Here is a 25,856-nt window from a genome sequence, read left to right as displayed (position 1 = left end):
AGGGTACGTGATACCCGCTCTGATAAGGAAAACAGTATGTTGAGTGTAATTATTTCGGGTCATGGTGCATTTGCAAGTGGAATGGAAAAAGCCATGCTGCAAGTGATTGGTGAGCAAGAGCAGTGTGTTGCGATCGATTTTCCGCCAGAAGCGACGACTCAGCAACTGGAAGCACAGTTTCAAACCGCGATGGCGGAGATTGGCACTGATGATGGGTTAGTGTTTATCACAGATTTACTCGGTGGTAGCCCTTTCCGACTCGCCTCAACTATCGCGATGGGTAATGACAATATTGAAGTGGTTACTGGCGCAAACCTGCAACTGATCCTCGAAATGATGCTTGAGCGCGATGAGTTGAACTCACACGAGTTTCGTGAGCAAGCGTTACAGTGCGGCCACCGCGGTATGACAAGTCTTTTTGATGAGATGGCGAAAAAACAGCAGGCTGCTGCTGCCTCAGAAGGCATTTAATCGTAACGTTATCGACGAACAGGAGAGAGCCAGTGCATATTCACGCAAAACGTTTGTTAACCGAGCTGGGATGGATCGATAACGCTGTTGTCGTCATTGAAAACGGTCGATTTTCTGAAGTGCGTCGATACACGTTAGAAGACAGCATTCTAAAGATGCGAAAAGTTGACATGCTATTACCCGCCTTGATTGATACTCATGTGCATGGTGGCGGTGGCGTTGATGTGATGGATGCGACGCATGAAGCGTTAAACAAATTGTCTGTGCATTTAGCCAGTCGTGGTGTGGGTGCGTTTTTAGCAACAACGGTGACCGCAACACCAGCAGCCATTGATCATGCGCTGAACAATGTGGCGCACAGTATGAAACGTGGCGTGGATGGCGCCACAATACTGGGTAGTTATCTCGAAGGGCCTTATTTCACTGAAAAATACAAAGGAGCCCATGATGCTGACTTGTTTAGAGAATTAGTCCCCGCAGAGCTCGACCATCTTATCGAAGTCAGTGAAGGCACATTAAAAGCGGTGGCATTGGCACCTGAAAAAGAGAATGCGTGCCAAGCGATTACTCACCTCAAAGCCCGTGGTGTGAATGTCATGCTTGCCCATACCGAAGCAAGCTACGAACAAACGATTGCCGCCTTTGATGCCGGTGCGGATGGCATTGTGCATTGCTTCAATGGGATGACGGGCTTACACCATCGTGAACCTGGCGTAGTGGGGGCAGGGCTAAGTGATGAGCGAGCTTATGTCGAGTTGATTGCTGACGGTCACCATGTTCACCCTGCGGCAATGAAGATTTGCGCGACGTGTGCGCAAGAGCGTTTGGTACTGATCAGTGACGCAATGCGGGCCGCGGGTATGCCCGACGGTGACTATCGTTTGGGCGAGTTAACCGTGAAGATGGAACAAGGGGTTGTGCGCACAGAAACAGGTGGTCTGGCAGGCAGTACGTTAGCTTTGTTCAAGGGCGTCAAGAATATGCATACGCTAGTGGGCTTATCACTTGAAGATGCAGTAAATAGGGCCAGTCTAACCCCGGCGCGTATGTTGGGCATTGAAGAAAACTATGGCTCGATTGCGCTTGGTAAGCTCGCCAATTTTATTATCGTCAATGACCAAATGGAATTAACAGAAACTTGGGTCGAAGGTAGCCAAGTATGGAGCACTTAGCAGTTAACTGATAACGCTTATTCATTTATTTCAGACTCACTGAAAACATTTTTAATTCACTATTAAGGTGATGTGGAAACACATCATTAGGAGAGACTATGTACCTAATTTCTTCTCATGAAATGCTTAAAGACGCACAAAGAAATAATTACGCTGTGCCAGCATTTAATATTCATAATCTAGAAACTGTACAAGTGGTTGTTGAAACAGCCGCTGAAATGCGTTCACCGGTTATTCTTGCAGGGACACCAGGTACATATAAACATGCAGGTGTCGACTACTTGGTTTCTATTTGTCAGGCTGCGGCGAAAAAGCACAAGTTACCTTTGGTGTTGCACCTTGATCATCATGAAGACCTTGCCGATATCGAGTCGAAAATTCACTCGGGTATTCGCTCAGCCATGATTGATGCGTCTCACTCACCGTTTGATGAGAATATACAAACGGTGCGTGAAGTTGTAGAGATGTGTCATCGCCTTGGGGTGTCGGTTGAGGCAGAGCTGGGCTTATTGGGTGGGCAAGAAGATGACTTAATTGTCGATGAAGCCGATGCCCAGTTGACTGATCCTGCTTCAGCGCGTGAGTTTGTACTGCGCACTGGCATTGACTCGTTAGCTGTCGCCATTGGCACCGCACACGGCTTGTATAAATCTGAGCCTAAGCTGGATTTCGATCGCTTGGCGGCGATTCGTGAGTGTGTTGATATTCCTTTGGTATTACATGGCGCGTCAGGCATATCAGATGCAGATGTACGTCGCTGTATCGAGCTTGGTATCTGTAAGGTCAATGTGGCGACTGAGCTGAAAATTGCCTTCTCTGATGCGATGAAAACCTATCTAAGTAGCCATCCAGAGGCGAGTGATCCGCGTCAGTACTTGGTACCAGGAATGAAAGCAATGAAAGATGTGGTGATCAGCAAAATTAACGTTTGTGGTAGTGCAAATCGTATATAGCGATGCCACTTTCGTTTTAACTGTTCCAAGAAGTAGACCCTTGCTTTATCTTACGGTCGCGTTCCCCCTTCCTCACCGCGACCTGATAAAGCATTTCATTGTTGTCTCAATGCTTGCCACCGTAAAGGTGGCTTTTTTCGTTTCTTCAAGTGCCTTATCTTGAATATTAAAATTCAGACTATTCAACAAATAACGATTCTTATGTCAATCAGCAGTCTGCGTTTAATGCACCTGGTTGTGCTCAGCAATGTGTTGCTTACCTAAATTATGGGTATATCTGTACAAAAATGAATCATTATCACACATTTCATTTTCTTTCTTTTGTTTCTTTCGTTATGTGATCATTGATCCGATTTATGGTTTCGATTTCATTTATTGTTTGTCGTGACAATAAAGTGAAACATGGAGTTAATCGTGAAACAAAATAATAAACGACGTGTACAAGAACGTTCGCACTTGAAGCCTCTGCTTTTAGCTGCATCTATTAGTGCAATCCTTTCTGCAAATGCAATGGCGGCCCCCATTGGTAACGCAGATGTCAATACTTTTAAAACACAAGGAGATATTGTTTCCCTGCAAACTGTTGACGGGCAACATATTCAGGTTGATTTTATTAACCCGAAAGTATTTCGTTTACAGGTGAGCAAAACCAACGTGTTTTCCCCCGTTAAAGACGATGCCCTGAAAGATCAGTGCAAAAACTTTGACTGTGATAAAGCCGGATTTGATCGTGATGCGTTACCGGATATTGTTGTTGGTGACCAACAAGGTAATGTGGCAATTAATGTTAATAACAAAGGTAGCTATCACTTAATCAGTACCGAGGGTGCCGCGCTACGTATTTACCACTCGCCACTGAAGTTTGCACTCTATAAGGCTGATAACACCACCATGCTGTGGGAAGAAAAGCAGCCAATTGATTTGGGCGCGACAGTCGAAGCCTTTGATCAAGGAGAGTTGAAGTTCTTCAACGCCAATGTGAAAACGGTTCAGACGTTGACCAGTAACCAAGGTGAGCATTTCTATGGTGGCGGTCAGCAAAATGGTGAGTTTGAGTTTAACGGCAAGATCATGAAAGCCTCATACTCAGGTGGTTGGGAAGAGTTTGATCGTCCTAGCCCAGCACCGTTCTTCATGTCAGATAAAGGTTATGGTGTGATGCACCATACATGGCGAAATGGTGCGCATGATTTCCGTGGTATTGATCAGATTGTCTCTTCTTATAATGAAGACCGTTTTGATGCGTACTATTTTGTTGGCGACACTTTAGGCGATATTGTCAATGAGTATACCAAACTGACAGGGCGTCCCCACTTGATGTCGCGCTGGGCATACTACTTGGGTGATGCCGATTGTTATCAAAACAAGAAGGGCTCCTACCCACAAGGCTGGCCAACTAAGCCGGGCAATACCATAGACGTTGTTGATCAAGTCGGTGTACCTTACCAAACCCATGATATGCCTGTTGGCTGGATTTTGCCGAATGATGGCTACGGATGTGGTTATACCGATCTAGCGGGTACGATTACCGAGCTGGACAAGCTAGGTATTAAAACAGGTCTGTGGACGCAAAAATCCCTCGACCAGATCCGTCAAGAAGTCACTGATGGTGTCAAAGTCTACAAGTTGGATGTGGCGTGGACAGGCCCCGGTAAACTCTATTCGCTTGCAGCGAACAATGATGCGCATGTTGGTTTGATGGATAACTCCGAGACACGCGGCATGATTTGGACAGTGATGGGCTGGGCGGGCACACAACGTTATGGTGTCACGTGGACGGGTGACCAAGCCGCGAGTTGGGATTACATCCGTTGGCACATCCCGACCTTCATTGGCTCAGGTTTGTCTGGTCAGGCTTATGCTTCATCAGATGTGAATGGTATTTTTGGCTCGGGCGCAGAAACTTTTACGCGTGATGTCCAGTTTAAAGCCTTTACACCTGTGCTTATCTCAATGTCAGGTTGGGACAGTGGCGAGCGTAAACACGCTTGGTGGCATGACGGCAAATACAATGGTAAAGCTTATCGCGACATCAATCGTGAGTACCTCACGCTTAAGTCTGCCATGATGCCCTACATGTACACCTATGCGTATGAGGCTGACCGAACCGGTGCGCCGTTGACCCGAGCTATGGTGTGGGAGTTCCCTAATGACGAGCGATTGAAGAGCGAAGAGTTCAAGTATCAATACATGTACGGTGAATCGCTACTCGTTGCGCCTGTCTATGAGCCAATGTCGAAAAATAATGGCTGGTACAAGGACCTTTATTTACCTGAAGGTGAGTGGATCGATTTCTGGGATGGCACACGCACCAGTGTGGCGCAAGGCGGCAAGGTATTAGCTAACTACCCGATTACGATTGACCGCATTCCTGTGCTCGTGCGCGCAGGTGCGATTATTCCAATGTATGAGGGGGCGCGCTCTGACGCCTTGCAGGATAAAACGCATCTGATTGTGCAAGTGTACCCGCATGGCGATTCTTCCTTCACTTTGTTTGAAGATGATGGCGAAACGCGCGCCTACAAAGAGAATAATGCTTACGCAGAAACCAATATTCGCGTGCAAGCACCGCAGATCGGTACGCCGGGTGATATTACCATCTCGGTGGATCCGGCGACGATCCACAACGCTTACGACGGACAAGTGAATGAACGTAGCTATCATTTCCAAGTGAGCTCACTATTGCCACCTCAAGCGGTAGAGTGGGGTAACTCTGTGCTATTGAAGCTTGATTCCAAAGCACTCTTTGATGCGGCCGCAGAAGGTTGGTATTACGATGCCGCCGATAAGAATGGTGTTGTCCATGTGAAGCTTGGCAAGCAATCGGTCACTGAGCTTCAGCAAATCTTGATTGATATCGATGAAGGTGCTGCATGGCCAGATACGGCAGCGTATCCAGAGCCAAGCTATAACACCGAGTTCGATAAGAGCCAAATCAAGGTGATCAAGGCGATGCCAGAGCAACCTGGCGAAGAGTTCGCTAAGGCGCTTGATGGCGATACGTCGAGCTTGTTCCACTCCCCTTGGAACCCGAAAGATGACACTGAAAAAGCTCCCATGGATTTTGTGATTCAGTTGGGTGGTACGTTTAATGTGTCTGGCTTTACTTATCTCCCTCGTGAGAATGCGGGTAATGGTACGGTGACGAAATATCGTATCTATTTATCAACCACCAACGGTAATTGGGGTGAGCCAGTTGCAGAGGGTGAGTGGTTAAAAGACAAAGAGCTAAAAATAGCTAACTTTACTGAGACAGAAGCTAGCTTCTTACGTTTTGAAGCGGTTGCTGCTGCGAATGACAATGTGTCAGCCCTTGAATTCGATATCATCGCGACCAAAAAACGCACACCAATGAAAGAGGTAGAGTTGACCGAAGATCAGTTAAAGATTGACGGTAAAGCAAATATTGGTAGTGCGGTAACGGGAAGTGAAATGAGCATGAATGGCTTGAGCTTCGCTTCAGGTATCGGTATGGAAGCGCCAACAGCCGTGACTTTCAATCTTGATGGGACATGGACGCGACTTAACGCCGATGTGGGGATTGACGATAGCTGTAAAGTGGATGGCAACAAAGTGAAAGCCAGTGTTTATACCGATGGTGTAAAAGCCTGGGAGTATGACCTAGAAGGCCCAGCAGTTGTTAAGCCTGACCTCGATCTGTATGGCGTAAAAGAGGTGGTGTTGCGTGCAGACGATATCGATGATGCGACCCAAGGTGACTGTGTTAACTGGGCAAATCTTCGCTTAACGGGCCCCGAAACGGCGTCGTTTAATGAGTTTGACCGTACGGCAATCACTTACGTTAAGAAGCCCGCGGCGCAACCAAACTCAGAGATTGAGAAAGCGTTTGATGGCGACCCGAACACCATCTATCACTCGCCGTGGTTCCCTAAAGGTGACATTACCTTAATGGCGCCACAAGACTTTGTGATCAATCTGGGTGCGGATTTCATGGTAGAAGGCTTTAGCTACACTGCACGTCCGGGCGCAGGTAACGGTGCAATCGGTGACTACCGTTTATCACTTTCGACAGATGGCGAAACCTTCACTGAGGTGGCAGCAGGACAGTTTGAGCGAAAAGATGGCGTACAGCGCATCGCATTTACGGCAACGCGAGCGACATTCTTGAAGTTTGAAGCCTTGTCAGGTGTGGGTGATTTTGTGTCAGCCGCAGAGTTCGATGTGTTTGCTAAGAAGTATAAAGCTGATCAACCGGCCACACCGGATGAGCCAGCAGCAACGGGGTCGGGCGGTGCGAGTACTGGATTGTTCGGTATGATGTTGTTAGGTCTGGCGGGCTTCTTCCGCCGTCGCAAACAGTAACCTTCCCTAGCCTGTAAATAGCGATATGACCAAGCGGCATCGAAAGATGCCGCTTTTTTATTGCTTTTCTGGGTGTTATCAGTCAACGAGGTATGCTTACTGTGGGTTAACACCTAAGGTTCTTAACACGAGCTCGAAGTTGTCGCGTCGCTCTTTGATGGCATGGACATCACCACTGATAGGACAAGAGCTATCAGGGCAACCACGGTTCACGATACCAGAGATGGCATCAATGAACTCATAGCCGACGAGGCCGCCATCAACGTACTTTTTCAACTCAGTATGGTAGTTCCAGCCTTCGTATGGGCCACCAACATCATTGTAAGTTTGCACCGATGATACCCAATAGAACAAACCCGCGATCCACTTGATTTCTCGATTCTCTTCAGAGCTACAAATTAAGCCCGGGTTTGAACAGAAATCGAGGTCTGCATAGAGTGGATTGGCGGGTGGCGCTTCAACAACAACGCCGTTAACCGTTGTACCAATCGTTGCCGGGTCGAGATGCGAACGGCCCATAAAGTGGTTCAGAGTACCAAAGTTTTGGCGACCCGTAGTTTGTATAACCCCACGGCCCCACCAACCACAGCCTTCTACCGTGCCATTTGTATCTGAGCCATCCCAGATGAAGTGGCCCGCTTTTTGATCCTCATAGACTTTACAATCATCGCGTTCCCAAACCTGCTTAGAAGTATCGATCACGCTCGGTACTTCCATACAGTGGCCTGCATTTGTCCAACGGCCTACATTGCCATTGACGAGCAGCCCTTGTTCGGCGAGTACTGAATCAGGTGCTGCGAAGATAGGCGCAGGCGCACCGTACCATTTCGCATTGGTCAGCGCGCTGACTTCCATTTTCGCATCGCGAGGGCAGGAGTAGGGGTGATCAATGCCCGTGACGGGATCCATACCGTAGTCAGCGTATTTTTGTCCGAGTTGGCCACAGCTTGCCGTCATAGGATAGTCGACAGGCGCACCATATCGAATTTCAGACCAGTTGTTCTCATCACAGGCGTTGTAACGAATGGTTTCTTGCATACTTTGCGATAAGAACGCGGCAATAGCGACTTTGGCGTAAAGTGTGTTCGTTGCGTCATCTGCAGTATCATCAAGTAACCAGAAGGTATTGCCTGCAACGCCAACATTGTGCATTGAGTTCAATCCAGCGAGGAAATCAGCCCATTTGTAGACAGTGGAAGGAATCCATTGAGATTGCGGGGTTTCGAATAAGAACGCTTCATTGTTCATTGCCGTTTCAGCACTTTCTAGTTCAGTGTTCAACGAGGCAATGCGGGTTAGTGGGCCATTCGTAATGTTTTCACCGACATAATAAAGAGGCACTGTTGCGTTTTGGTAATCCAAAATCTTAGCGGCTAAATCCGCGGTCTCCGTATCAAACGTTAGGCCGAAGACATTGCTGTGCGCGGCTTTACGAATATGCCTATCGCCTGTGGTATTCCCCATAAAGTAGTTGGCAGCTTGTGAGGTAGGCAATGATGATAACAAGGCAGGAGATTGAACATAGTCTGTCACTTGTTTGACGTATTCAAGCGCGTTATGCCATTGATCATTGCTTAATGCGGGTGACGCGGGGGATTTAGTAAAGGCGACAAAGTCTGCCTTGGTCAGTGAATCGGGTTTATAGAGATCAAACGAGAAGAGTAGGTCAGAGGTTGCGGACGATGCTGCATTCCAGACTGAACGGCGACCAGAGTGAGTCTCGTAAGCAAAATCGCCAATACTTAAGGTCCAACCAAATGTGGCTTGAGGGGCGAGCGTCGAGATAACGAGATTGTGCGCTAATGCCCAACCTTTAGCATCATCACTGAGTGAATTGATGTCGTTGACATCTATTCTGGCTGCTGTGGCATCGACGGCGGCCAGTAACGCTTGTTTCACCGCGATAACCCCTAAAGATTGGCCTTTATCAAGGGTAGCAACGTCAAGGACATCACTGTTAATAACGATGGTTGAGGTGCTCGCACGATCTGCGGATTCAATCAACGCGATAAACGCGTTAGTGAGTTTAGTGACATCGGATAGATCAGCACTCTGTATCGCATCAATGGCGATAGAGGCTGGCGCGTCTATGCTCGCCGGGCTCGTGACCACAAAGTGATTCGGCCAACCGGCGACTTCAAGACGCACGGGATCCATTGGATTAGGCAAGGACAGTAAAGGTGCGGTACCTGGAGGCGTATTATCACAGTTTAAGTGAAGAGCCCAGCTGTCATCGCTACCAGGGATTGATGTTGTCCAATATTTAGCCTCATACGCGATGTTGTTATGGACCATAATGTCGCCACCCGTTGCATGGTCTCCCCGCGTCCAATCAGGGTAGACGTTGAACTCGACGCAGGGATCATCGACTGGGCCTGGTGTAGGATCAGGGCTTGGGTCGGGTGTTGGATCCGGTGTAGGGTCGGGTGTAGGGTCAGGTGTTGTGGCGCTAACGAGTTGCCAAGGAGAATCCCAATCGTTGCCATAATTATCCGTAGGCCCTTGTCCCGCATTGACCCACCATTTAGCTTCATAGACGTTCCCATCGACAGTGACTTGCGTACCGCCAGCATAGGACTTCGTTGTATCGTATGGTTCAGCGGCATATAAATGACTGCTTAAAACAATGCAGGCCAGGGAGGCCGCTATCTTGTTCATCCTAAACATAAGTTCACCTTTTAATTTGAGTATTTTTTGTATTAGTTTCACGCTGTTTGAAATAAGGGTAATAGCTATTGTTAGATAAATAATTATCTAAAATTAAGTTAGCAGCTCTAGACAGTAATATCTGGTGATTTATCGGTATTCATACGCATATGCGTGTCACATCACGCATTAAAAGACACCTATGTACTTATTATTATTCATTACAAAAGAAGATATGCGTCAGCTTGCTTATTTTAATAAATAGACTATCGCGAGAAAGCTTTGTTTAGTGTTAATATTATTTCGAGCTAGAAAATTTAAAAATTGAGATTTGCAAATGACTAATTAATAAAGGCTAAAATCCAAATTATTGAATTTTTAATGCCTGTTAATTCAGGCTGAAAGAGCATCGGGTGGTGCGGTTTTGCAAAGGGCGTCAACTTAATACTGATAATTCTATTACGTGATGCCGGTCAAGAAAACTATGTAACAACATATCCATTGGTGTTTAACTCTTTGTATTATATGTTTTCTGGTTTTTATTCTTTTGTGGGCGAGGTAGTGAGCCGGGTGAGTGGCATTTTTCTGGTCATGTTTTAACTGTGTCTTTATGACTGAATGAGAGTTCAGGTTAATATCAATCTGAGAGATAAAAGCTAACGGCATTATTGTGATCTTAACCATAATTCTATAACTAAGTTTTCATGTATTTCATTTTCAATTTTGAAAGGTGCATTAATGGAATGAATGGGTTGTGTATTTATTTTTCAATGGGTTGATCCACAGGTTTAATATTGGCGTATATGTTTGTTTTAAATACATTGGTTGATTATGAAATTAAGTGAGTCATCTATTTCTGCCATCATAGAGATGGCTTGGCAGGATAGAATACCCTTTGAGGCAATATTAACCCAATATGGGTTATCTGAATCACAAGTTATTTGTTTGATGCGGTATCATTTGAAAGAACGTAGTTTCAAGCGTTGGCGAATGAGAGTGTCAGGTCGCTCGACAAAGTATGCCAAGTTACGCTAAGTGAACCGTTGAGTACCAAAATACGGTATTACCGCTCTGTCTAGCTTGGTATCAAGGTTGATTGTGTAACATTAGCTGACAGGTCATTAAAATTGGGGGGCTAGTTGGCTTATTACATCACCCCCCTGTCTTCTCGGTGGGTAGTTTACGAGGTTATTGTGAGAAAGTGGTTTTTTGGCGCTGTCTTAGTACTGGTTGCGGGCTGCGGTAGCTACAGCAAAATGCACTATACAGAAAATAGTCTGGCACGAGTAAAAGTAGGCATGTCACTAACTGAATTTGAAAAGCGCTTTCCTGATTTTTGGTATGTAAATGGTGCAGCGATGAATGCTGTTGTAAACGCCGATTGTGGCGTGTATTCACTCTCGGTCATTAATGAAGACGAGAGGGTCGTTGATTACCTGTTTGCCTTTAGTGATGAGATATTGGTGTCTTTCAATACGGTAGAAACGTGGGATGCCTCTATGAACGTTCTGGCGAATTGCGATATGCCTAGCACAACCCTTTGAGGGTGAAAGCTATTTAGTTTTGTGCCGGGTTTTAAGTAAGTTGTTATCTTCATGCTTTACTGCGTTTGAAATATAAGCGGTACACACCAGTAATGCGCCACCTAAAGCAAACATAATGAGCCAAAATGCTTTGATGCCTCCGAACAGATCTAGTCGCGCATCGAAAAAGAAAAACTCACTCGTCATCAAAGAGAGCATAGTACTAAAGAGTAAAACGACGAATAAGGGGAATAGTGGGTGCGCCTTAAACGCATCACTAGGTAAGCCAGGCTCGGGAAGTTGGCTGCCATCTATTTCCAAATGAGTCCCGCACGCAGGGCATTCAAATGTATGCCGATCTGGGCTAACTGATAGGCGTTCATCACACTCACAACATTGACAATACATGTTTAGTTTGGCTCCCTGAATCGTGTACGCGAGATAATTTTTTAAAAGCCCGTTACTAGGCTGATTAACGCATTATTCACACAGGTCCAACGTGTTCAGCGTAAATTCACAGGTGGGCAAGGGTATCGATTGCCAGTGGTGGCGATCGAAATTCTTATTGCAGCCAGCATCTTCCAATAATGCATGATTATCTTCACACACGAGAATGACGGCGTTCGTCTCTTGTACATCGAGCAATAGTGTGTATGGCTCAAAAGCCTGCCTTGCAGCTGGGTGATCCCGCAGCGCCGTCTGTAGTAGCATTTCTTGGGTGAGTTCATCATGGTTTGCAAAGTGAAGATCGTTGGTAATACGCGTGCTTAATTGATGCACTTGTTCTGATAATGGTTGCATAATGGCGCTTTGTTGAATCGAAACTGACTCCGGTGGAGGGCTGCTGCAGGCGGAAAACAGTGCGACTGCAGTTCCTGCCATGATGAGAAGTGGTTTCATTTGTCCCTCAGCGTCTATTGGGCGGCCCATCATCATTAGTGTAGAGCGGCTTCAATGCCAGATCCCGAAAATAGTTTTGCGAGTGATATCGCTAGCTTTCACTTTTTTTCATGATGCCCCCGAACCAGTAGCTCAGTATTTGGCCGACGCCTGCGGTTAAGACACCGAATAGGACTTGAATTTGCCCCATCAACGAGTTTTCGCTCACTATCATGTTAAGTGAGTCGCTAACCTCAATGGCGAGAATGGCAGCCAGCAAAATAAAATAAGCGATCAGAAAAACTGCACTCAGTATGAATTGCGGCCGTTGAAATTGTCGCTCTGTTCGTTGAGCTTGAAACGATGACAACCTACGTGTGTCTATGCCCAAATTTTTCATCTCTTGTTTAAAGTTATGCTCAAGCTCACGGATCTTCGGCAAGCTATTGGGGTCTGTAATTTTATGGTGAAGGGCTTCCTCTGCACCATCTTGGCGATAGTCGACGTCCAGTGAGTCGTAGAGAGAACGTTCAGCCACTTCAGAAAACGGCCCCTCAAGCGCTGCACTTAAGTTGGGCGCAACGTGTTGTAGTAGTGTTGAGTCTTTGTCCATTTCATCTTCCCACAAAACCCATTCTTATTTATTCACGTGAATGCCTATGAGAACTGCTAAAAAAACACCGCGTGGATAAGCCTAACTCTTCCCTTTGAACAACCTTACTCGGGTCGCTTGAGTATAGATCTCATTCACTCTTTTGATGCCGTTCATCGTCACAACTCTGTATGCATACTATGCTTATCGTTGCATTGTACAAAAAATGTTTGTACAATGATCCAAAAATCATTAATAGTTGTACAAAGAGTTATAAATGTACAACTCTGGAGCGAGTTATGTCGATCAATGTTGGTGTAAGTGCCTGTGTTATGGGCGAAAAAGTGAGATTCGATGGCGGTCACAAAATGAACCGCTTTGTTGTGGATGAACTGACGAAGCATTTTACGTTTCGCCCTGTGTGCCCTGAAAACGCCATCGGGATGGGTACGCCGCGACCGACGATACGCCTTATCGACCGGGAAAATGGCATCCGTTTGGTCAGTAACAAAGACCGCAGTGTGGACTTTACCGACGATATGCTGGGTTACACAGAGAAAGTGTTGCCGAGCATGAGTGATTTATGTGGCTTTATTGTTTGCGCTAAATCACCAACCTGTGGCATGGAACGAGTGAAACTTTATATCGAGAATGGAAATACTGTGCCGGGCGGTACCAGCGGACTGTTTACTCGTGAGCTAATGAAGCGCTATCCATGGCTGCCCGTTGAGGAAGATGGCCGTCTTTGTGATGAGTACCTGCGTGAGAACTTCGTCTTTCGCGTTTTCGCGCTGAAAGACCTTTATGACTCGACCAAAGAGCTTACTGCTGGGGCGATAGTTAAGTTCCACTCACGATACAAGTTGGTTTTGATGGCACACAATCAGAAAGCGTATCGAGACCTTGGTCGACTCGTCGCCGATATCGCCAATCACGACATTCAATCGTTTTTTGAGCGTTACCGAAACGAATTTATGGCCGCCATTACCGATCGCGCGAATCGCAAAAACAACACCTGTACCCTGCAACATATTCAAGGTTACTTCAAAAAGTACCTGACCAAAGAGCAAAAGGCCGAGCTCGCTGGTGTCATCATGGATTATCGACATGGTGCCCTGCCGATTTTGGCTGTGATCACGCTCATCAATCACTATTTACAAAGCTATCCTGATGACTATTTGGCATCGCAAGTTTATTTAAATCCTTACCCTAAGGAGTTGAGACTACGTTATGGACTCTAAGCGTTATTTTTCAATCGGTGAAGTTGCAGACAAAACCGGCGTGAATACTGTCACCTTACGCGCGTGGCAGCGCAGATATGGTTTGATAAAACCGATGCGAACAGACAAAGGTCACCGCTTGTATACCGAAGAAGATATCGAATCCATTGGCCATATTCTGTATTGGCTCGAGAAGGGGGTGTCAATCGGTAAGGTGAGGCCGCTACTGGGCTCGCAGCAAGAGGTCGAACTCAATTTCGATGTACCACAAGAGGCGGAAGATCTGTTGCTGCGAATCCGTAAGGGCGATCAGCACAGGGTTGAAGCCTTGGTGAAAGAAGCGCTGAAACTCTACCCACTCAGTTATTTTGAAGGGAAGATTGCCGCCCATATTGATGCCGTTCTCGGCGATTCAGCACTGGTGTCCGTTGAGCGCGCCGTGTGGCGCAATGCGGTTATCGCAGTATGCGCTGCGTTAGCTATTTCTCTTTCTGGGAAGAAGGGTGTGGTTGCAATCGCTAGTGCTCAAGAGGCTGATCATCACATCTGGTTGGCGGCGTTAGGTCTCAGACAACAGGGCTACAGCGTTGTCATTGTCGACCAAATTGATCATTTCAAGTCTTTGTCAGCGACATCTGCTGAACAAATCATTGTCATGGGGCGTAAAAAGCTCTCGAACCAAGCTATACAGGAAATCGCAAAGCTAGATATGCCTGTATATAGCAAGGGTTTGATTTCACAGCTGCACCCTGAATTGACCTTGTTTAATAGCGGTGCAGATGCCTCCTCACTTTTAGAAAAAAGGATGACTAATGAGTAATGCTCCTATCATCGTGTGGTTTAGGCGCGATCTCAGAGTTGCGGACAACACCGCGTTGAGCAAAGCAGCGGAACGTCAACAGCCCATTATTGGACTGTTTGTCGAGACACCGGGGCAGTGGCGCGCGCATCAAATGGCACCGATTCAGGCTGACCTTATCGAACGTCGACTGGTTGTGTTGCGTAAAAAGTTGAACAGTCTTGGTATTCCTCTGCTTGTGACACAATGTGACGACTTTGCGGCTACACCTTCGCTCGTTGAAAAAGTGTGCACGGAGTTTAATGCCAGTGCAGTCCTGTGTAATAAAGAATACCAGCTCAATGAAATGCAACGCGACTATCAAGTGGCAAACGCGTTGAAAGGGGTGGGTGTTCAGATGCAGGTTTATGATGACAGCTGTATTCTTGCTCCTGGGACTGTATTGAATGGTCATGGCGAGCCCTACAAAGTGTTTACGCCGTTTCGTAAATCGTGGTTGCGGGTCTTAAACTCTTATGGCGCACAGGCCATGCCGCGTCCCACTCCGTCTCCACAGTTTTATCCCTTGCAAGGTGATACCCAGCAAGTGGAACCGATTACCTTCGCTTCTGAAAAGATACCGAGTGATGCATATCCGGTCGATGACGGTGCGATATCGTCGCGATTACAGCAGTTTTGTGATGAGTCAGTGCATCAATATCACGAGAAGCGAGACTATCCCGCTGTTGATGGCACGAGCATGCTATCGCCTTATTTGGCCATTGGTGCGCTGTCAGCGCGTCAGTGTTTCGCCATGCTGATGGCCGCAGCGCCAGACTGTATTGATAACCCGAAATCAGGCGGCTTTTCATGGCTGAATGAATTGGTATGGCGAGAATTCTACAACCACTTACTTTATGCCTATCCGCGATTGTGCCGTCATCAAGCATTTACGCCCTGGAGTGAAGCGGTGCGATGGGAAAAGAACAGCGCTGCGCTCAGTGCTTGGCAAGCAGGAAAAACGGGCTATCCCATTGTCGATGCGGCCATGCGCCAGTTGAACGAAACGGGTTGGATGCATAATCGCCTCCGTATGATAGTGGCTAGCTTTTTGACCAAAGATCTGTTCATCGATTGGCGACAAGGTGAAGCGTATTTCATGTCGAAGCTGGTCGATGGAGACTTTGCTGCCAACAATGGCGGTTGGCAATGGGCAGCCTCGACTGGCACGGATGCGCAACCCTATTTTCGTATTTTTAATCCAACAACGCAGGGCAAACGCTTTGATCCTAATGGCGATTTTATTCGTAAGTGGGTGAAAGAGTTAGAAAATTGTCCCGAAACCTTAATTCATGAGCCGCATCTTTGGGCTGGCGTTGGCAATACGGCATATCCTGCACCGATCGTTGATCACGGTGAAGCACGGACTATTGCAATTAGTCGATTCCAGTTGGCCAAAGAGCAGGCTGTGCCATCAGGAAGCGAAATATGATTTTAGATGCGGCATCGCCCATAGCCCACTTTGTCGACCTTTATCAGCGACTAGATAAAGACAATATTCATTTACTGAAAGAGGTCTATGACCCAGATGTCGTGTTTGTTGATCCGGCACACCGCATCGAAGGGCTTGCTGCATTGGAAGATTATTTTGAATCGCTCTATGCCAATTTGAACTATTGCGAGTTTGATGTTCACCATTTTCAAGAAGCGGCGGGCAAGGGCTATTTGCATTGGACAATGCGCTTCTCCCACCCGCGTCTAGAAAAGGGCGAAGCGCGTAGCTTAGAAGGGTGCACCATGTTGACGTTTGCGGGAGACAAAGTGGTCAAGCATCAAGACTTTTTTGATTTGGGCGCGATGCTCTATGAGGCGGTACCGGTAGTCGGAAGCATTATTCGGCATATAAAAGCGAGGTTGGGGCAATGAGTTCAGTATTGATTACAGGCGCGAGCTCAGGGCTGGGGCAGCAGTTGGCGCTGGACTATGCGAAGCAAGGCAAAAAAGTCTACGCGACCGGGAGGAGCGAAGCGCGGTTATCGCGACTCTGTCAACATTCACCGAACATCGAAGCGGTGATTTTTGATGTGGCCGACAAGCAGGCAACAGAAGCCGCCCTGATGGGATTACCTGAAGTCCCTGACCTCATTGTCTTGAACGCAGGAAACTGTGAGTACCTTGATGAGGGAAGAGTCGATACGGCACTGTTTGAGCGTGTTTTTTCTGCCAACTTCTTTGGGGTATTACATTGCATTGAAGCGTTGCAAAGCCAATTTACGTCCAAGACACACCTTGTATTGGTTGGGTCGAGTGCCGCTTATTTGCCGTTACCTCGCGCGGAAGCTTATGGCGCCTCCAAGGCGGCCCTTGCCTATTTTGCTCACTCATTACGTATGGGCTTATCGTCGCTTGGCGTGACCGTGTCACTCGTTAGTCCGGGTTTCATTAAGACCCCCTTGACCGATAAAAATGACTTCCCTATGCCGATGCGAGTGTCTGTGGAGCATGCATCGCGCGAAGTGCAAAAAGGGGTAGAAAAGAAAAAACTCGATATTCACTTTCCATCACGATTTACCGGATTTATGCGTGCGCTGACTCTACTTCCTCTTTCTTGGCGCCTTTCACTTATACAGAAAATGATCGGGAGACAATAATGAAAATTGCCATTATAGGTAGTGGTATCTCTGGCCTTACCTCCGCTTGGTATCTCCACAATGAACACGACGTCACCCTGTTTGAAGCGGGTGAAACATTAGGAGGTCACACGGCAACGGTGGATGTTGAGGTTGATAGTGGGCGTTATGCGATTGATACCGGTTTTATTGTCTTTAACGATCGTACCTATCCTAATTTCGAGCGTCTCTTGGAAGAGATAGGTATCGGGCGTCAGAAAACGCAGATGAGTTTCAGTGTAAGAAACGATAGTAAGGATTTGGAATACAACGGCCATACGATCTCAACCTTGTTCGCACAGAAACGTAATTGGTTCAGTCTGTCTTTTTATCGCTTTCTGTTTGAGATCATGCGTTTCAATAAACTGGCAAAACAAGCCGTTTATGACGACGTTGCACTGGAAGGCACACTGGGTGATTTCTTATCTCGTTATGGGTTTAGTCAAGCCTTAGAAGAAGATTACATTCTGCCTATGGGTGCGGCGATCTGGTCGTCCACCTTAAACGACATGCGCGCTTTTCCTTTGGCCTTCTTTCTGCGGTTTTTCCTCAATCACGGCTTGCTCGATATCAAGGATCGCCCTCAATGGTATGTGGTTCCTGGTGGTTCTCGAGAGTATATACGCCGCATGGAGCCACAGTTGAAGGCCGATATCCACCTAAACACCCCTGTACAGGGTGTCACCCGTCTAGGCCTCGGTGAAGGTAAAGAGGTGAAGGTGGTTGCAGGTGGTGTTGAGCATTTCTTCGATACGGTGATTTTTGCTTGCCACAGCGATCAAGCACTTGCGATGTTGTCGGACCCCACTGCGTTGGAGTTGGATATTCTAAGTGCTATGCCTTATCAGGAGAATGAGGTCGTGCTGCACACCGATGACACGATTCTGCCGACACGAAGAGAGGCGTGGGCATCGTGGAATTACCATATGTCTGGTGGTGATGAAGGCGACAACCCCACGACGTTGACCTACAACATGAATATCCTTCAAGGTATTGATGCACCTGAAACATTTTGTGTTTCTCTGAACTCCAGTGATCGCATCGCCGCAGATAAAATATTGAATATCTTTCACTATTCTCATCCTGTCTTTAATACAGAGAGCGTCGCGGCACAGCAACGACGGGGGGAAATCAATGGTATTCAACAGACCTATTTTTGCGGCGCTTATTGGTATAACGGTTTCCATGAAGATGGCGTACGCAGCGCGTTGGATGTGGTCAAACAGATTCGCAATGAAACGCAAAGTGTCGCGATAGACTCCCCTTTGAAACTAGTGTCTGGAGTAGCGTGATGGAGAGCGCTCTATACAGTGGCTGGGTCACTCATCAACGCTATACGCCGAAAAAGCACGGTTTTAAATACCCGTTTTTTATGCCCTTTATTGATTTGGATGAGTTACCGCATCTTGCCAAATGGTTGCGTGGATTTGGCACCCGTTCTTGGCTGCCTGCCCGTTTTCAGCGCCAAGACTATCTTCGCAACTCCGAAGGGGAGTTAAAGCACGCTGTCTTCGATAAAGTGATGGCGCTGGGTGGCACGCCAGATAGAGAAGGGCGGGTGAAAATGTTAGCGCAGTTACGCTATCTGGGTTTCTACTTTAGCCCACTAAATCTCTACTACCTCTACGATAAATCGGGGCAATGGCAATATCTGTTGGCGGAAGTGAGTAACACGCCATGGAATCAACGGCATTATTACCTGTTACCTGCGAAACAACACTGGGAAGAGAGTCGTTGGCGACACCACAAAAGCTTTCATGTTTCCCCCTTTAATACCTTGCAACAGATTTATGATTGGCGAATCAACGAACCCGGTAAAACCTTAAACGTCCATCTTGATGTGAGAACGGATACGGGCAGCCAAGAGAAAGTGTTTGATGCGACCTTAGCGCTTAAGCGAGAGACATTGGGCCGTTTTTCATTATTGAAAAAAATGATCACCACGCCAGCGATGACAGTAAAAGTGGTCATGGGTATTTACTGGCAGGCGCTTAAGCTTTGGTTGAAGTGCGTTCCTTATCAACCTTATCCCTCCGAAGAGGTTGGCGACGATAAAGCGGATAATCCGCAGCACAACAAAGCGATAACGAATAACAAGAGCGAGAGAAAACACAATGCATGATTCCCAAACTAAAGCAGCGAGTCTTACGATGACAAGTACTGAGCGCTTGGCCCGTCGCGGCGTACATAAGCTGTTATCACATGTTACCGAAGCGGGTATCACGCTAGTAGAAGAAGGGGCGGACACGCACTATTTTGGCGACAGAAATGCGACACTTCAGGCGCAGCTAGTGGTTCGGCATCCAAGGCTCTATTCGCGCATGTTAAAGGGAGGTTCAATCGCCGCCGCTGAAGCCTTTATGGACGGCGATTGGGATTCGCCCGACCTGACGAAAGTCGTTCAGGTTATGGCGCGCAATCTGGTGATGCTTGATAACCTTGAGAAGAAAACCAGTTGGATGACTCGTATCGGGTACAAGCTCTCTCACCTGTTTAATCGCAATAGTAAGAAACAGGCAAGAGACAATATCGCCGCCCATTACGATCTCGGCAATGCACTCTACTCCCAGTTCTTGGATGACAACATGCTCTACTCGTCAGGGATCTACCAACACGATGCGGATACGCTGAGTGATGCGCAGATAAACAAAATGCAACGACTCTGTCAGCAGCTTCATCTGCAGCCTGATGATCACGTTTTAGAGATCGGCACGGGCTGGGGAGCGCTTGCTATTTATATCGCCAAGCACTATGGATGCCGTGTGACAACCACAACGCTCTCACAGGAGCAATACGATTGGGCAAAACGTCGCGTTGAAGAAGAGAATTTAGGCGATCGCATTACCTTACTGCTCGAAGACTATCGCGATTTGACTGGCACCTACGACAAGCTGGTATCGGTAGAGATGATAGAAGCGGTGGGAAAAGAGTATCTTGATACTTACATCAAAAAGTGTGAATCACTGTTAACACCCAACGGTTTGATGGCCATTCAAGCGATCACCATTGCGGATCAACGTTATGATCACTACAGCAACCGTGTCGACTTCATTCAAAAATATATTTTCCCTGGTGGCTTCTTACCTTCAATCACCAAACTGAGTGAAACACTCACCCAACGCAGCGACCTTGTTATCCGTGATGTCAAAGATATTGGCATTGATTACGCGAGAACGCTGAGTGATTGGCATCAGGCCTTCAGTAGCAATGTTGATGAAGTGCTTCGACTCGGTTACGACGAGCGGTTTGTCCGTATGTGGCGTTACTACTTGAGTTACTGCGAAGGCGGGTTCTTGGAAAGAACCATCAGTACGGTGCAAATTGTGGCATCTCGCCCACAATGGCGTTAAACGATGTCGGTTTGATAGAGCTTGAGAAACATAGAGGGAGGCGTGATGAAACTGCTGGCACTGACTTTGGGCTTCAATGCATTTTGGTTTTTGTGTGTTGTTGGGAGAGATGAGTGGCTTTGGCTCACTTTTCCCGTCCTTGCGATACACCTAGCCCTTGTTCCTCGCTCTTTACCGATGGCGCTCTCCGTCTCTATGCTAGGTATCACCCTCGATACATTGATGATTCATTTTGATCTCTTCGCGTTTGATCATGGTGTAATGCCTTTTTGGCTAATGTCTTTGTGGATGGGATTCGGTTTTTACTGCTGGCACTTAAAACCCAGTCTGGCCAACATGCCAATATTGGTGGTGATGTTGGGTGGGGCAACCAGCGCCGCAGCAAGCTATTATGCGGGTTTTAAATTAGGAGCGGTTGATTTTCCCTTCGGCGATTTGCTGACCTTGAGTTTAGTGTTCACTTCGTGGGCGATGTTGTGCGCTGGGCTGCACTGGTGGTCATCGCGGGAGGTGAAATCTCATGAAGCGGTCTAAACATCTAGCACTTGTTTTGGTCTCGTTGACCTACTGGCTCTCACCAATGACAAGCTATGCCTCTTCTTGGCAACAGTGGCAGACCATTGGCAGCGCGACATTTACCTGGGGTTTTTGGCGTGTTTATGAATCAGAGCTGCGGTCGCCAAATGGGCAATATGATGTGCAAGGCGACATTGCATTGACGATAGAATATAAGCGCAGTATCTCCAAAGAGACCTTACTGGAGGCGACCGCCGACCAATGGGAGCATCTAGGTATCGATAAAGCATTGCAATCGCAGTGGTTGGCTGCACTTGCACCTTTGTGGCCTGATGTGAACGAGGGGGACCGCCTCACGTTTACACTGGAGGAGAGTGGCCAAAGTGAGTTTTGGTTTGCAGATGAACGACTGGCAGTCATTGAAGATAGCGATCTGAGTCGCAATTTTATGGCGATATGGTTATCTCCTGACACCGCTTATCCCAAAATGCGAACAGCACTTATTGGAACAGAGCCTTAGCCGCTGTCGACGTCGTGAAGTGAGCTGATGGTCTGCTCTCTGCTTGATGAAAGCGTGCGAAGGCCAACAGGGTATCAGCATGCTTTTTTTATCTCAGCGCCATTTCCATCATCGGCTCGTTCTTTTTAAGCTGACCTCAGCGGCCATAGCTTTTGGTATCTTTATGGCTCTGTTCTCGTCGCCAGCTAGCTCAGCTTCCAGTACCTCGATCACGCCACAAAAAGCGAACAACAAAGAGCTTGTTGATGAAAATCACCGTCAATGCGTGGTGCTACTTCATGGTTTAATTCGCTCCAGTGACTCGATGTCTAAAATGGCTGCGCATTTAACCACCTTGGGCTACCGTGTTGTTAATCAAGATTACCCCTCTACGGATCATCCGATTGATACCTTAACCGAAATTGCGATTCCGCCAGCGATTGAAGCGTGTGGCGATGCTGCGCAGATACATTTTGTTACGCATTCATTGGGCGGTATCTTATTGAGATACTATATATCGCAACACTCTATGCCTAAGCTTGGTCGCGCTGTCATGTTAGGGCCACCCAATCGCGGTAGTGAAATTGTGGATGCGATGGGGGATTGGGCCTTGTTTGGTTGGATCAATGGCCCGGCAGGTATAGCATTAGGTACCCAAGCCGATAGTATCCCTAATCAGTTGGGGCCTGTGCATTTTGAGTTAGGGGTGATTGCAGGGTCGAGGACCTTTAATCCAATGTTATCTCTGCTGCTGCCAAGCCCAGATGATGGCAAGGTCTCTGTTGAAAATACGAAAGTGACAGGAATGAAAGCGCATATCGTCATGCCCGTTACCCATACCTTTATGATGCAAAATCAAGGAGTGATTGAGCAAGTGTCACACTTTCTCGCTCATGGTGAATTTCAGTAATACTCAAGCTTCTTAGGAGGGGCTTGAGCAAATAGGTTGATTGTTGAAAACACTTTCATGTCAACCTTGCAGTAGATTAAGGAAGTAGTATGTCATCGAAGCGAGAGCTTATTCCGCATGTACTTGTTGAGCCAGCGAATGATCCCGATGCCTGTGTCATCTGGCTACATGGCTTAGGTGCTGATGGGCATGATTTCGAGCCCGTGGTACCAGAACTCGGACTCCCCGCTGACGCAGCGGTAAGGTTTATTTTTCCCCATGCGTCAGCCATTCCTGTGACGGTCAATGCCGGGCTGAAAATGTCAGCATGGTTTGATATTTTGTCTGCTGGTGTGAGTAGAACCGTGAACAAGTCGCAGCTTATTGCGTCTGCGCGTGCGATAGAAAATCTGATTGAAGATCAGATAGAAAAGGGAATAAAAGCAAACCGCATCGTGATTGCGGGTTTTTCGCAGGGTGGTGCCGTGGCTTACCATACCGCGTTGGGCTATGACCTTCCATTGGGTGGTTTACTGACGATGAGTACCTATTTCGCAACGCGAGAGGATGTTCAGTTCACCGAGGCGAATCGCCAGATCCCAGTCCGTATCATGCATGGTGATTTTGACCCTGTTGTGTTACCTAATATGGGGCTGGAAGCAAGAGATGCACTCGTTGAGCGCGGTTATGATGTGCAATGGACCACCTATCCTATGGCTCATCAAGTTACGATGCCGCAAATTATTGAAATCGGGCGTTGGCTTTCGAAGGTATTGTGTTTGAAATGACGAGAGGCCATCGCCTCTCTGTTACCGTTGATCGGCTTCCCAACTTAAGTCAGTAAAGGGGTTGTAAGCCACTTCCCAAAGATAGCCTTCTGGATCCTTGAAGTAGCCAGAGTAGCCTCCCCAAAACACGCTTTGTGCGGGTTTAATTAAGGTTGCCCCGGCTGCTACTGCTTGCGCCAATACCGCGTCGACTTCTTCTTTTGTCACCACATTGTGGGCGAGTGTTACGCCGTTATAACCTGTTGGCTTTTCTAAAGGTATCCCAATATCCTCTGCAAGCGCTTGATGTGGGTATAGGGCGAGCCAAGTACCTGACAAGGCGAAAAACGAAATACCGTCACCGTCAAATTGATGCTCCGGAAGTTGAAGACCATCACGATAAAAGTGCGTTGCAGCGTCTAGATTCTCAACGCCTAAGGTAATGATGCTGATTTTTGGCTTCATCAGGATTCCTCTATGCGGTTTGTTGCCCAAATCGCTGCTCTAAATAAGCGACAATATCGCTCGACTCATACATCCAAGTGACTTGCCCTGCTTCTTCTATGCGCAAACAAGGTACGGTCAGCTTGCCGCCACCCTCCAGCAGAGCCTGACGGTCTTCAGCGTTCGTTCTTGGATCGCGTGTTTCTATGTTTAATGATAGTCGCGCCATTGAGCGACGCACTTTCACGCAGAAGGGGCAGGCCGGGAACTGGTACAGTGAGAGAGATGTGGTGGCATTGTCAATCGATTGCTGGTCTGCTTCGCTACGCGTTATACCACTAGGCTTGGTAAGTGTGCTAATTCCAAGAATGAGACGGCCGAGTATCCATCTAATCAGTTTCATGACTTTCCAAATAACGTTTTCTGTATTGATTTGTACCAAGGTACACGAGGACGCGCGTCTTGACCAATGTAATAACAATGCATTAACGTTGAGCGATCAACTGTTTGCGCCTCATTTGTGATTGCATTAACGGTCAGAGATATGTTTTCGGCATACTCGTTAGCCAGACTAAAGTCGATGTTTTGATAGCCTTGCGCAAGCAACCAAAGCTTCGAGATACAAAGCCATTCGGATAAGGAGTCATTGCGAATGGCATTGGCGTCAAGGTACTGGTTTAAGGTTTGCTGCATCTCCATCATGGCATCGGCATGATGGTCTAAAACGGCCTTCTCGTTTTGCCATGTGTCAGTCAGTAAACCTAATAAAATATCGGCTTCTGGTTTATCGTTGAGTCTCTGAGTCAGTTCGGCAAAACGTGTATCCAGTCGAGTGAGAACATGCGAAAGAACTTGTTGTTCTTTGTCCGTCAGCACGAGTAGAGCTGAACCATAAGAGTTAAGTAGGGCGCTTGCGGTCATAACATGGCTAGATCAGGTTGATGTGAGTTTTATGCCTTTTCTTCGTTGAGGGGTCGATATCGGGCATCGCTTAAAGTGAAAGCTTACCATGTTATTGAATCGGCTGCCTGTGAAGCGTTAATTAGAAAGATATCAAGGTAACAAGCGCTTATTCTTGATTTTTGAATATATGCGGGAGGTAAAGGAGAGTTTGATGCAGGGTAAGTTGCAGGAAATTGAGGCAAATGACCCAGAAGGGCTAGCGCTGTCGAGAGCGTGCTTTGCACCTTATCGGCATTGCTATCGCGTTATACATGGTGCCAAGCCTAAGCAAGTTGATATTCAATCATCCTGGCGCTTTTTCGGTTACTTTTACGAAGGAGCGCTTGTCGGACGAGTGGAAGTGAAACTCAGTGTTAAATGTCTATCTATTTCTGCGTTGGCTGTTGATGCCAGTTACCGACGATTGGGAGTGGCAAATGAAATCCTGTCTGAGTTGGCACTTGCTTTTCCAAATGCTGAGCATTTTTCGCTTTGGTGCGTTGAGGAGACGGGAAATAAAGCCATTTTTGAATCTATGGGTTTTAAAGCTAAAGCCTATGAAAAGTCGATGATTTTTGAGCTGCTTGATGGTGGGATGGCAACCGAATGGCAGATGGTGAAAAGGATTAATAGGAGAGAGCATGAGTAGTATGTTAGGTGAGTTAGCGATGCCGATAGAGACCGATCGCTTTAGTTTACGTTTGCCAGAAAGCCAAGACGACCGAGCACTGTTTGCGATTTTCTCTGATCCCGTTGTTATGAAGTATTGGAATACACCGCCATGGCAAGGATTGCATGACGCGACAGCGTTTATTGAGAGCTGCAGACAGGCTCTAGAGAGTAATGAGACTCTGACCTATGTGATCCTTGAACGGAAAACAAAACAGCTGATCGGCAAGTGCATGCTGTTTGCTTATGATGGTGAATCTAAGCGAGCAGAAATTGGCTTTGGTGTTGCTAAACCCTACTGGGGTAAAGGTGTTATCCAAGAAGTAGGTGAAGCCCTTATTCAGTTTGGTTTTAATACGCTTGGCTTGCGACGAATTGAAGCGGAAATTGATCCTGATAATGTTGGTTCTGCCAACGCCCTGTCTCGTCTTGGTTTTACTCAAGAAGGATTACTGCGAGCACGCTGGGAGGTGAACGGGGTCGTGTCAGATTCCGCACTTTATGGTCGACTCGTGACAGATAGTCATTAATTTAGAAGCACTTAACATATTCAT

The 25,856-nt window shown here is 47.1% G+C and carries 27 protein-coding genes; 20 read left to right on the top strand and 7 right to left on the bottom strand.

Annotation, left to right across the window (positions count from 1 at the left end; genetic code table 11):
* Positions 1-36: 36 nt before the first annotated feature.
* The 4 genes from agaF (at position 37) to TSUB_RS21825 (ending at position 6,919) form a co-directional block, all read left to right on the top strand.
* Positions 37-471, top strand: coding sequence for a PTS galactosamine/N-acetylgalactosamine transporter subunit IIA (agaF, locus tag TSUB_RS21840; protein ID WP_087025106.1), 435 nt, complete (start codon positions 37-39; stop codon positions 469-471).
* 32 nt (positions 472-503) lie between these two features.
* Positions 504-1,643 (top strand): N-acetylglucosamine-6-phosphate deacetylase, encoded by a 1,140-nt coding sequence (nagA, locus tag TSUB_RS21835; protein ID WP_087025108.1) that lies wholly within the window; start codon positions 504-506, stop codon positions 1,641-1,643.
* A gap of 98 nt (positions 1,644-1,741) precedes the next feature.
* Entirely contained in the window at positions 1,742-2,596 is an 855-nt protein-coding gene (locus tag TSUB_RS21830; RefSeq protein WP_087025110.1) for a tagatose bisphosphate family class II aldolase, read from the top strand.
* 510 nt (positions 2,597-3,106) lie between these two features.
* On the top strand, positions 3,107-6,919 hold the full coding sequence (locus TSUB_RS21825; RefSeq protein WP_087025116.1) for a discoidin domain-containing protein: 3,813 nt from the start codon (positions 3,107-3,109) through the stop codon (positions 6,917-6,919).
* Between the two features lie 96 nt (positions 6,920-7,015).
* On the opposite strand, the gene TSUB_RS21820 is transcribed toward TSUB_RS21825, so the two are convergent.
* Positions 7,016-9,586, bottom strand: a complete 2,571-nt coding sequence (locus TSUB_RS21820) for a cellulose-binding domain-containing protein (protein ID WP_087025112.1) — start codon at positions 9,584-9,586, stop codon at positions 7,016-7,018.
* Positions 9,587-10,396: 810 nt separating this feature from the next.
* Between TSUB_RS21820 and TSUB_RS21815 the strand changes: the two genes are divergently transcribed.
* Together TSUB_RS21815 and TSUB_RS21810 are read left to right on the top strand one after the other, a co-directional pair.
* Positions 10,397-10,600: a TIGR03643 family protein gene (locus TSUB_RS21815; protein WP_087024987.1), complete on the top strand. Its 204-nt coding sequence runs from the start codon at positions 10,397-10,399 to the stop codon at positions 10,598-10,600.
* Positions 10,601-10,758: 158 nt separating this feature from the next.
* Positions 10,759-11,109, top strand: a complete 351-nt coding sequence (locus TSUB_RS21810; RefSeq protein ID WP_087024989.1) for a hypothetical protein — start codon at positions 10,759-10,761, stop codon at positions 11,107-11,109.
* Between the two features lie 9 nt (positions 11,110-11,118).
* Here the strand turns inward: TSUB_RS21810 and TSUB_RS21805 are convergent, their stop codons facing one another.
* The 3 genes from TSUB_RS21805 to TSUB_RS21795 form a co-directional block, all read right to left on the bottom strand.
* Positions 11,119-11,409 carry a hypothetical protein gene (locus TSUB_RS21805; protein WP_159065013.1) on the bottom strand — a complete coding sequence of 97 codons (291 nt, stop codon included), beginning with the start codon at positions 11,407-11,409 and terminating at the stop codon, positions 11,119-11,121.
* Between the two features lie 159 nt (positions 11,410-11,568).
* Positions 11,569-11,889 carry a hypothetical protein gene (locus tag TSUB_RS21800; RefSeq protein WP_221274596.1) on the bottom strand — a complete coding sequence of 107 codons (321 nt, stop codon included), beginning with the start codon at positions 11,887-11,889 and terminating at the stop codon, positions 11,569-11,571.
* A 190-nt stretch (positions 11,890-12,079) separates the two neighbouring features.
* Complete coding sequence (locus TSUB_RS21795; RefSeq protein ID WP_087024995.1) at positions 12,080-12,580, bottom strand: DUF485 domain-containing protein; 501 nt, start codon at positions 12,578-12,580, stop codon at positions 12,080-12,082.
* Between the two features lie 278 nt (positions 12,581-12,858).
* Here TSUB_RS21795 and TSUB_RS21790 point away from each other — a divergent pair, with 278 nt between their 5' ends.
* The 12 genes from TSUB_RS21790 (at position 12,859) to TSUB_RS21735 (ending at position 23,268) form a co-directional block, all read left to right on the top strand.
* Positions 12,859-13,800 carry a YbgA family protein gene (locus TSUB_RS21790; protein ID WP_087024997.1) on the top strand — a complete coding sequence of 314 codons (942 nt, stop codon included), beginning with the start codon at positions 12,859-12,861 and terminating at the stop codon, positions 13,798-13,800.
* Complete coding sequence (locus tag TSUB_RS21785; protein WP_087024999.1) at positions 13,790-14,599, top strand: MerR family transcriptional regulator; 810 nt, start codon at positions 13,790-13,792, stop codon at positions 14,597-14,599. Before TSUB_RS21790 ends, TSUB_RS21785 begins: the two co-directional genes overlap by 11 nt.
* Entirely contained in the window at positions 14,592-16,049 is a 1,458-nt protein-coding gene (phrB, locus tag TSUB_RS21780; protein ID WP_087025000.1) for a deoxyribodipyrimidine photo-lyase, read from the top strand. Before TSUB_RS21785 ends, phrB begins: the two co-directional genes overlap by 8 nt.
* Complete coding sequence (locus tag TSUB_RS21775) at positions 16,046-16,483, top strand: nuclear transport factor 2 family protein (protein WP_087025002.1); 438 nt, start codon at positions 16,046-16,048, stop codon at positions 16,481-16,483. Before phrB ends, TSUB_RS21775 begins: the two co-directional genes overlap by 4 nt.
* A complete protein-coding gene (locus tag TSUB_RS21770; RefSeq protein ID WP_087025004.1) occupies positions 16,480-17,208 on the top strand; it encodes an SDR family NAD(P)-dependent oxidoreductase in 729 nt (242 codons plus the stop codon). The genes TSUB_RS21775 and TSUB_RS21770 overlap by 4 nt, the downstream gene beginning before the upstream one ends.
* A complete protein-coding gene (locus TSUB_RS21765) occupies positions 17,208-18,518 on the top strand; it encodes an NAD(P)/FAD-dependent oxidoreductase (RefSeq protein ID WP_087025006.1) in 1,311 nt (436 codons plus the stop codon). The genes TSUB_RS21770 and TSUB_RS21765 overlap by 1 nt, the downstream gene beginning before the upstream one ends.
* Positions 18,518-19,348 (top strand): DUF1365 domain-containing protein, encoded by an 831-nt coding sequence (locus tag TSUB_RS21760; protein WP_087025008.1) that lies wholly within the window; start codon positions 18,518-18,520, stop codon positions 19,346-19,348. The genes TSUB_RS21765 and TSUB_RS21760 overlap by 1 nt, the downstream gene beginning before the upstream one ends.
* Complete coding sequence (locus TSUB_RS21755; RefSeq protein ID WP_087025010.1) at positions 19,341-20,576, top strand: SAM-dependent methyltransferase; 1,236 nt, start codon at positions 19,341-19,343, stop codon at positions 20,574-20,576. Before TSUB_RS21760 ends, TSUB_RS21755 begins: the two co-directional genes overlap by 8 nt.
* A 45-nt stretch (positions 20,577-20,621) precedes the next feature.
* A complete protein-coding gene (locus TSUB_RS21750; RefSeq protein WP_087025012.1) occupies positions 20,622-21,110 on the top strand; it encodes a DUF2878 domain-containing protein in 489 nt (162 codons plus the stop codon).
* A complete protein-coding gene (locus TSUB_RS21745) occupies positions 21,097-21,612 on the top strand; it encodes a chalcone isomerase family protein (RefSeq protein ID WP_087025014.1) in 516 nt (171 codons plus the stop codon). Before TSUB_RS21750 ends, TSUB_RS21745 begins: the two co-directional genes overlap by 14 nt.
* Positions 21,613-21,691: 79 nt before the next feature.
* Positions 21,692-22,501, top strand: coding sequence for an esterase/lipase family protein (locus TSUB_RS21740; RefSeq protein ID WP_202819776.1), 810 nt, complete (start codon positions 21,692-21,694; stop codon positions 22,499-22,501).
* Between the two features lie 89 nt (positions 22,502-22,590).
* The gene (locus TSUB_RS21735) at positions 22,591-23,268 is read left to right on the top strand and encodes an alpha/beta hydrolase (RefSeq protein WP_087025016.1); all 678 of its coding nucleotides are present in this window, start codon (positions 22,591-22,593) and stop codon (positions 23,266-23,268) included.
* 21 nt (positions 23,269-23,289) lie between these two features.
* Here TSUB_RS21735 and TSUB_RS21730 read toward each other — a convergent pair whose 3' ends face one another.
* Genes TSUB_RS21730 through TSUB_RS21720 form a run of 3 tightly spaced genes read right to left on the bottom strand, consistent with a single transcriptional unit; the run spans position 23,290 to position 24,612 of the window.
* Positions 23,290-23,712, bottom strand: a complete 423-nt coding sequence (locus TSUB_RS21730; protein WP_087025018.1) for a VOC family protein — start codon at positions 23,710-23,712, stop codon at positions 23,290-23,292.
* A 10-nt stretch (positions 23,713-23,722) separates the two neighbouring features.
* A complete protein-coding gene (locus tag TSUB_RS21725) occupies positions 23,723-24,094 on the bottom strand; it encodes a glutaredoxin family protein (RefSeq protein WP_087025020.1) in 372 nt (123 codons plus the stop codon).
* Entirely contained in the window at positions 24,091-24,612 is a 522-nt protein-coding gene (locus TSUB_RS21720; RefSeq protein ID WP_087025021.1) for a hypothetical protein, read from the bottom strand. Before TSUB_RS21720 ends, TSUB_RS21725 begins: the two co-directional genes overlap by 4 nt.
* A 193-nt stretch (positions 24,613-24,805) precedes the next feature.
* Between TSUB_RS21720 and TSUB_RS21715 the strand changes: the two genes are divergently transcribed.
* Positions 24,806-25,282, top strand: coding sequence for a GNAT family N-acetyltransferase (locus tag TSUB_RS21715; protein WP_159065015.1), 477 nt, complete (start codon positions 24,806-24,808; stop codon positions 25,280-25,282).
* Complete coding sequence (locus TSUB_RS21710; RefSeq protein ID WP_246616474.1) at positions 25,275-25,832, top strand: GNAT family N-acetyltransferase; 558 nt, start codon at positions 25,275-25,277, stop codon at positions 25,830-25,832. The genes TSUB_RS21715 and TSUB_RS21710 overlap by 8 nt, the downstream gene beginning before the upstream one ends.
* Positions 25,833-25,856: the final 24 nt, after the last annotated feature.

The sequence above is a fragment of the Thaumasiovibrio subtropicus genome (genome assembly GCF_019703835.1).
Lineage (GTDB): Bacteria > Pseudomonadota > Gammaproteobacteria > Enterobacterales > Vibrionaceae > Thaumasiovibrio > Thaumasiovibrio subtropicus.
Note: the sequence above shows the minus strand (reverse complement) of the source record. Positions and strands in the feature narration are given on the sequence as shown.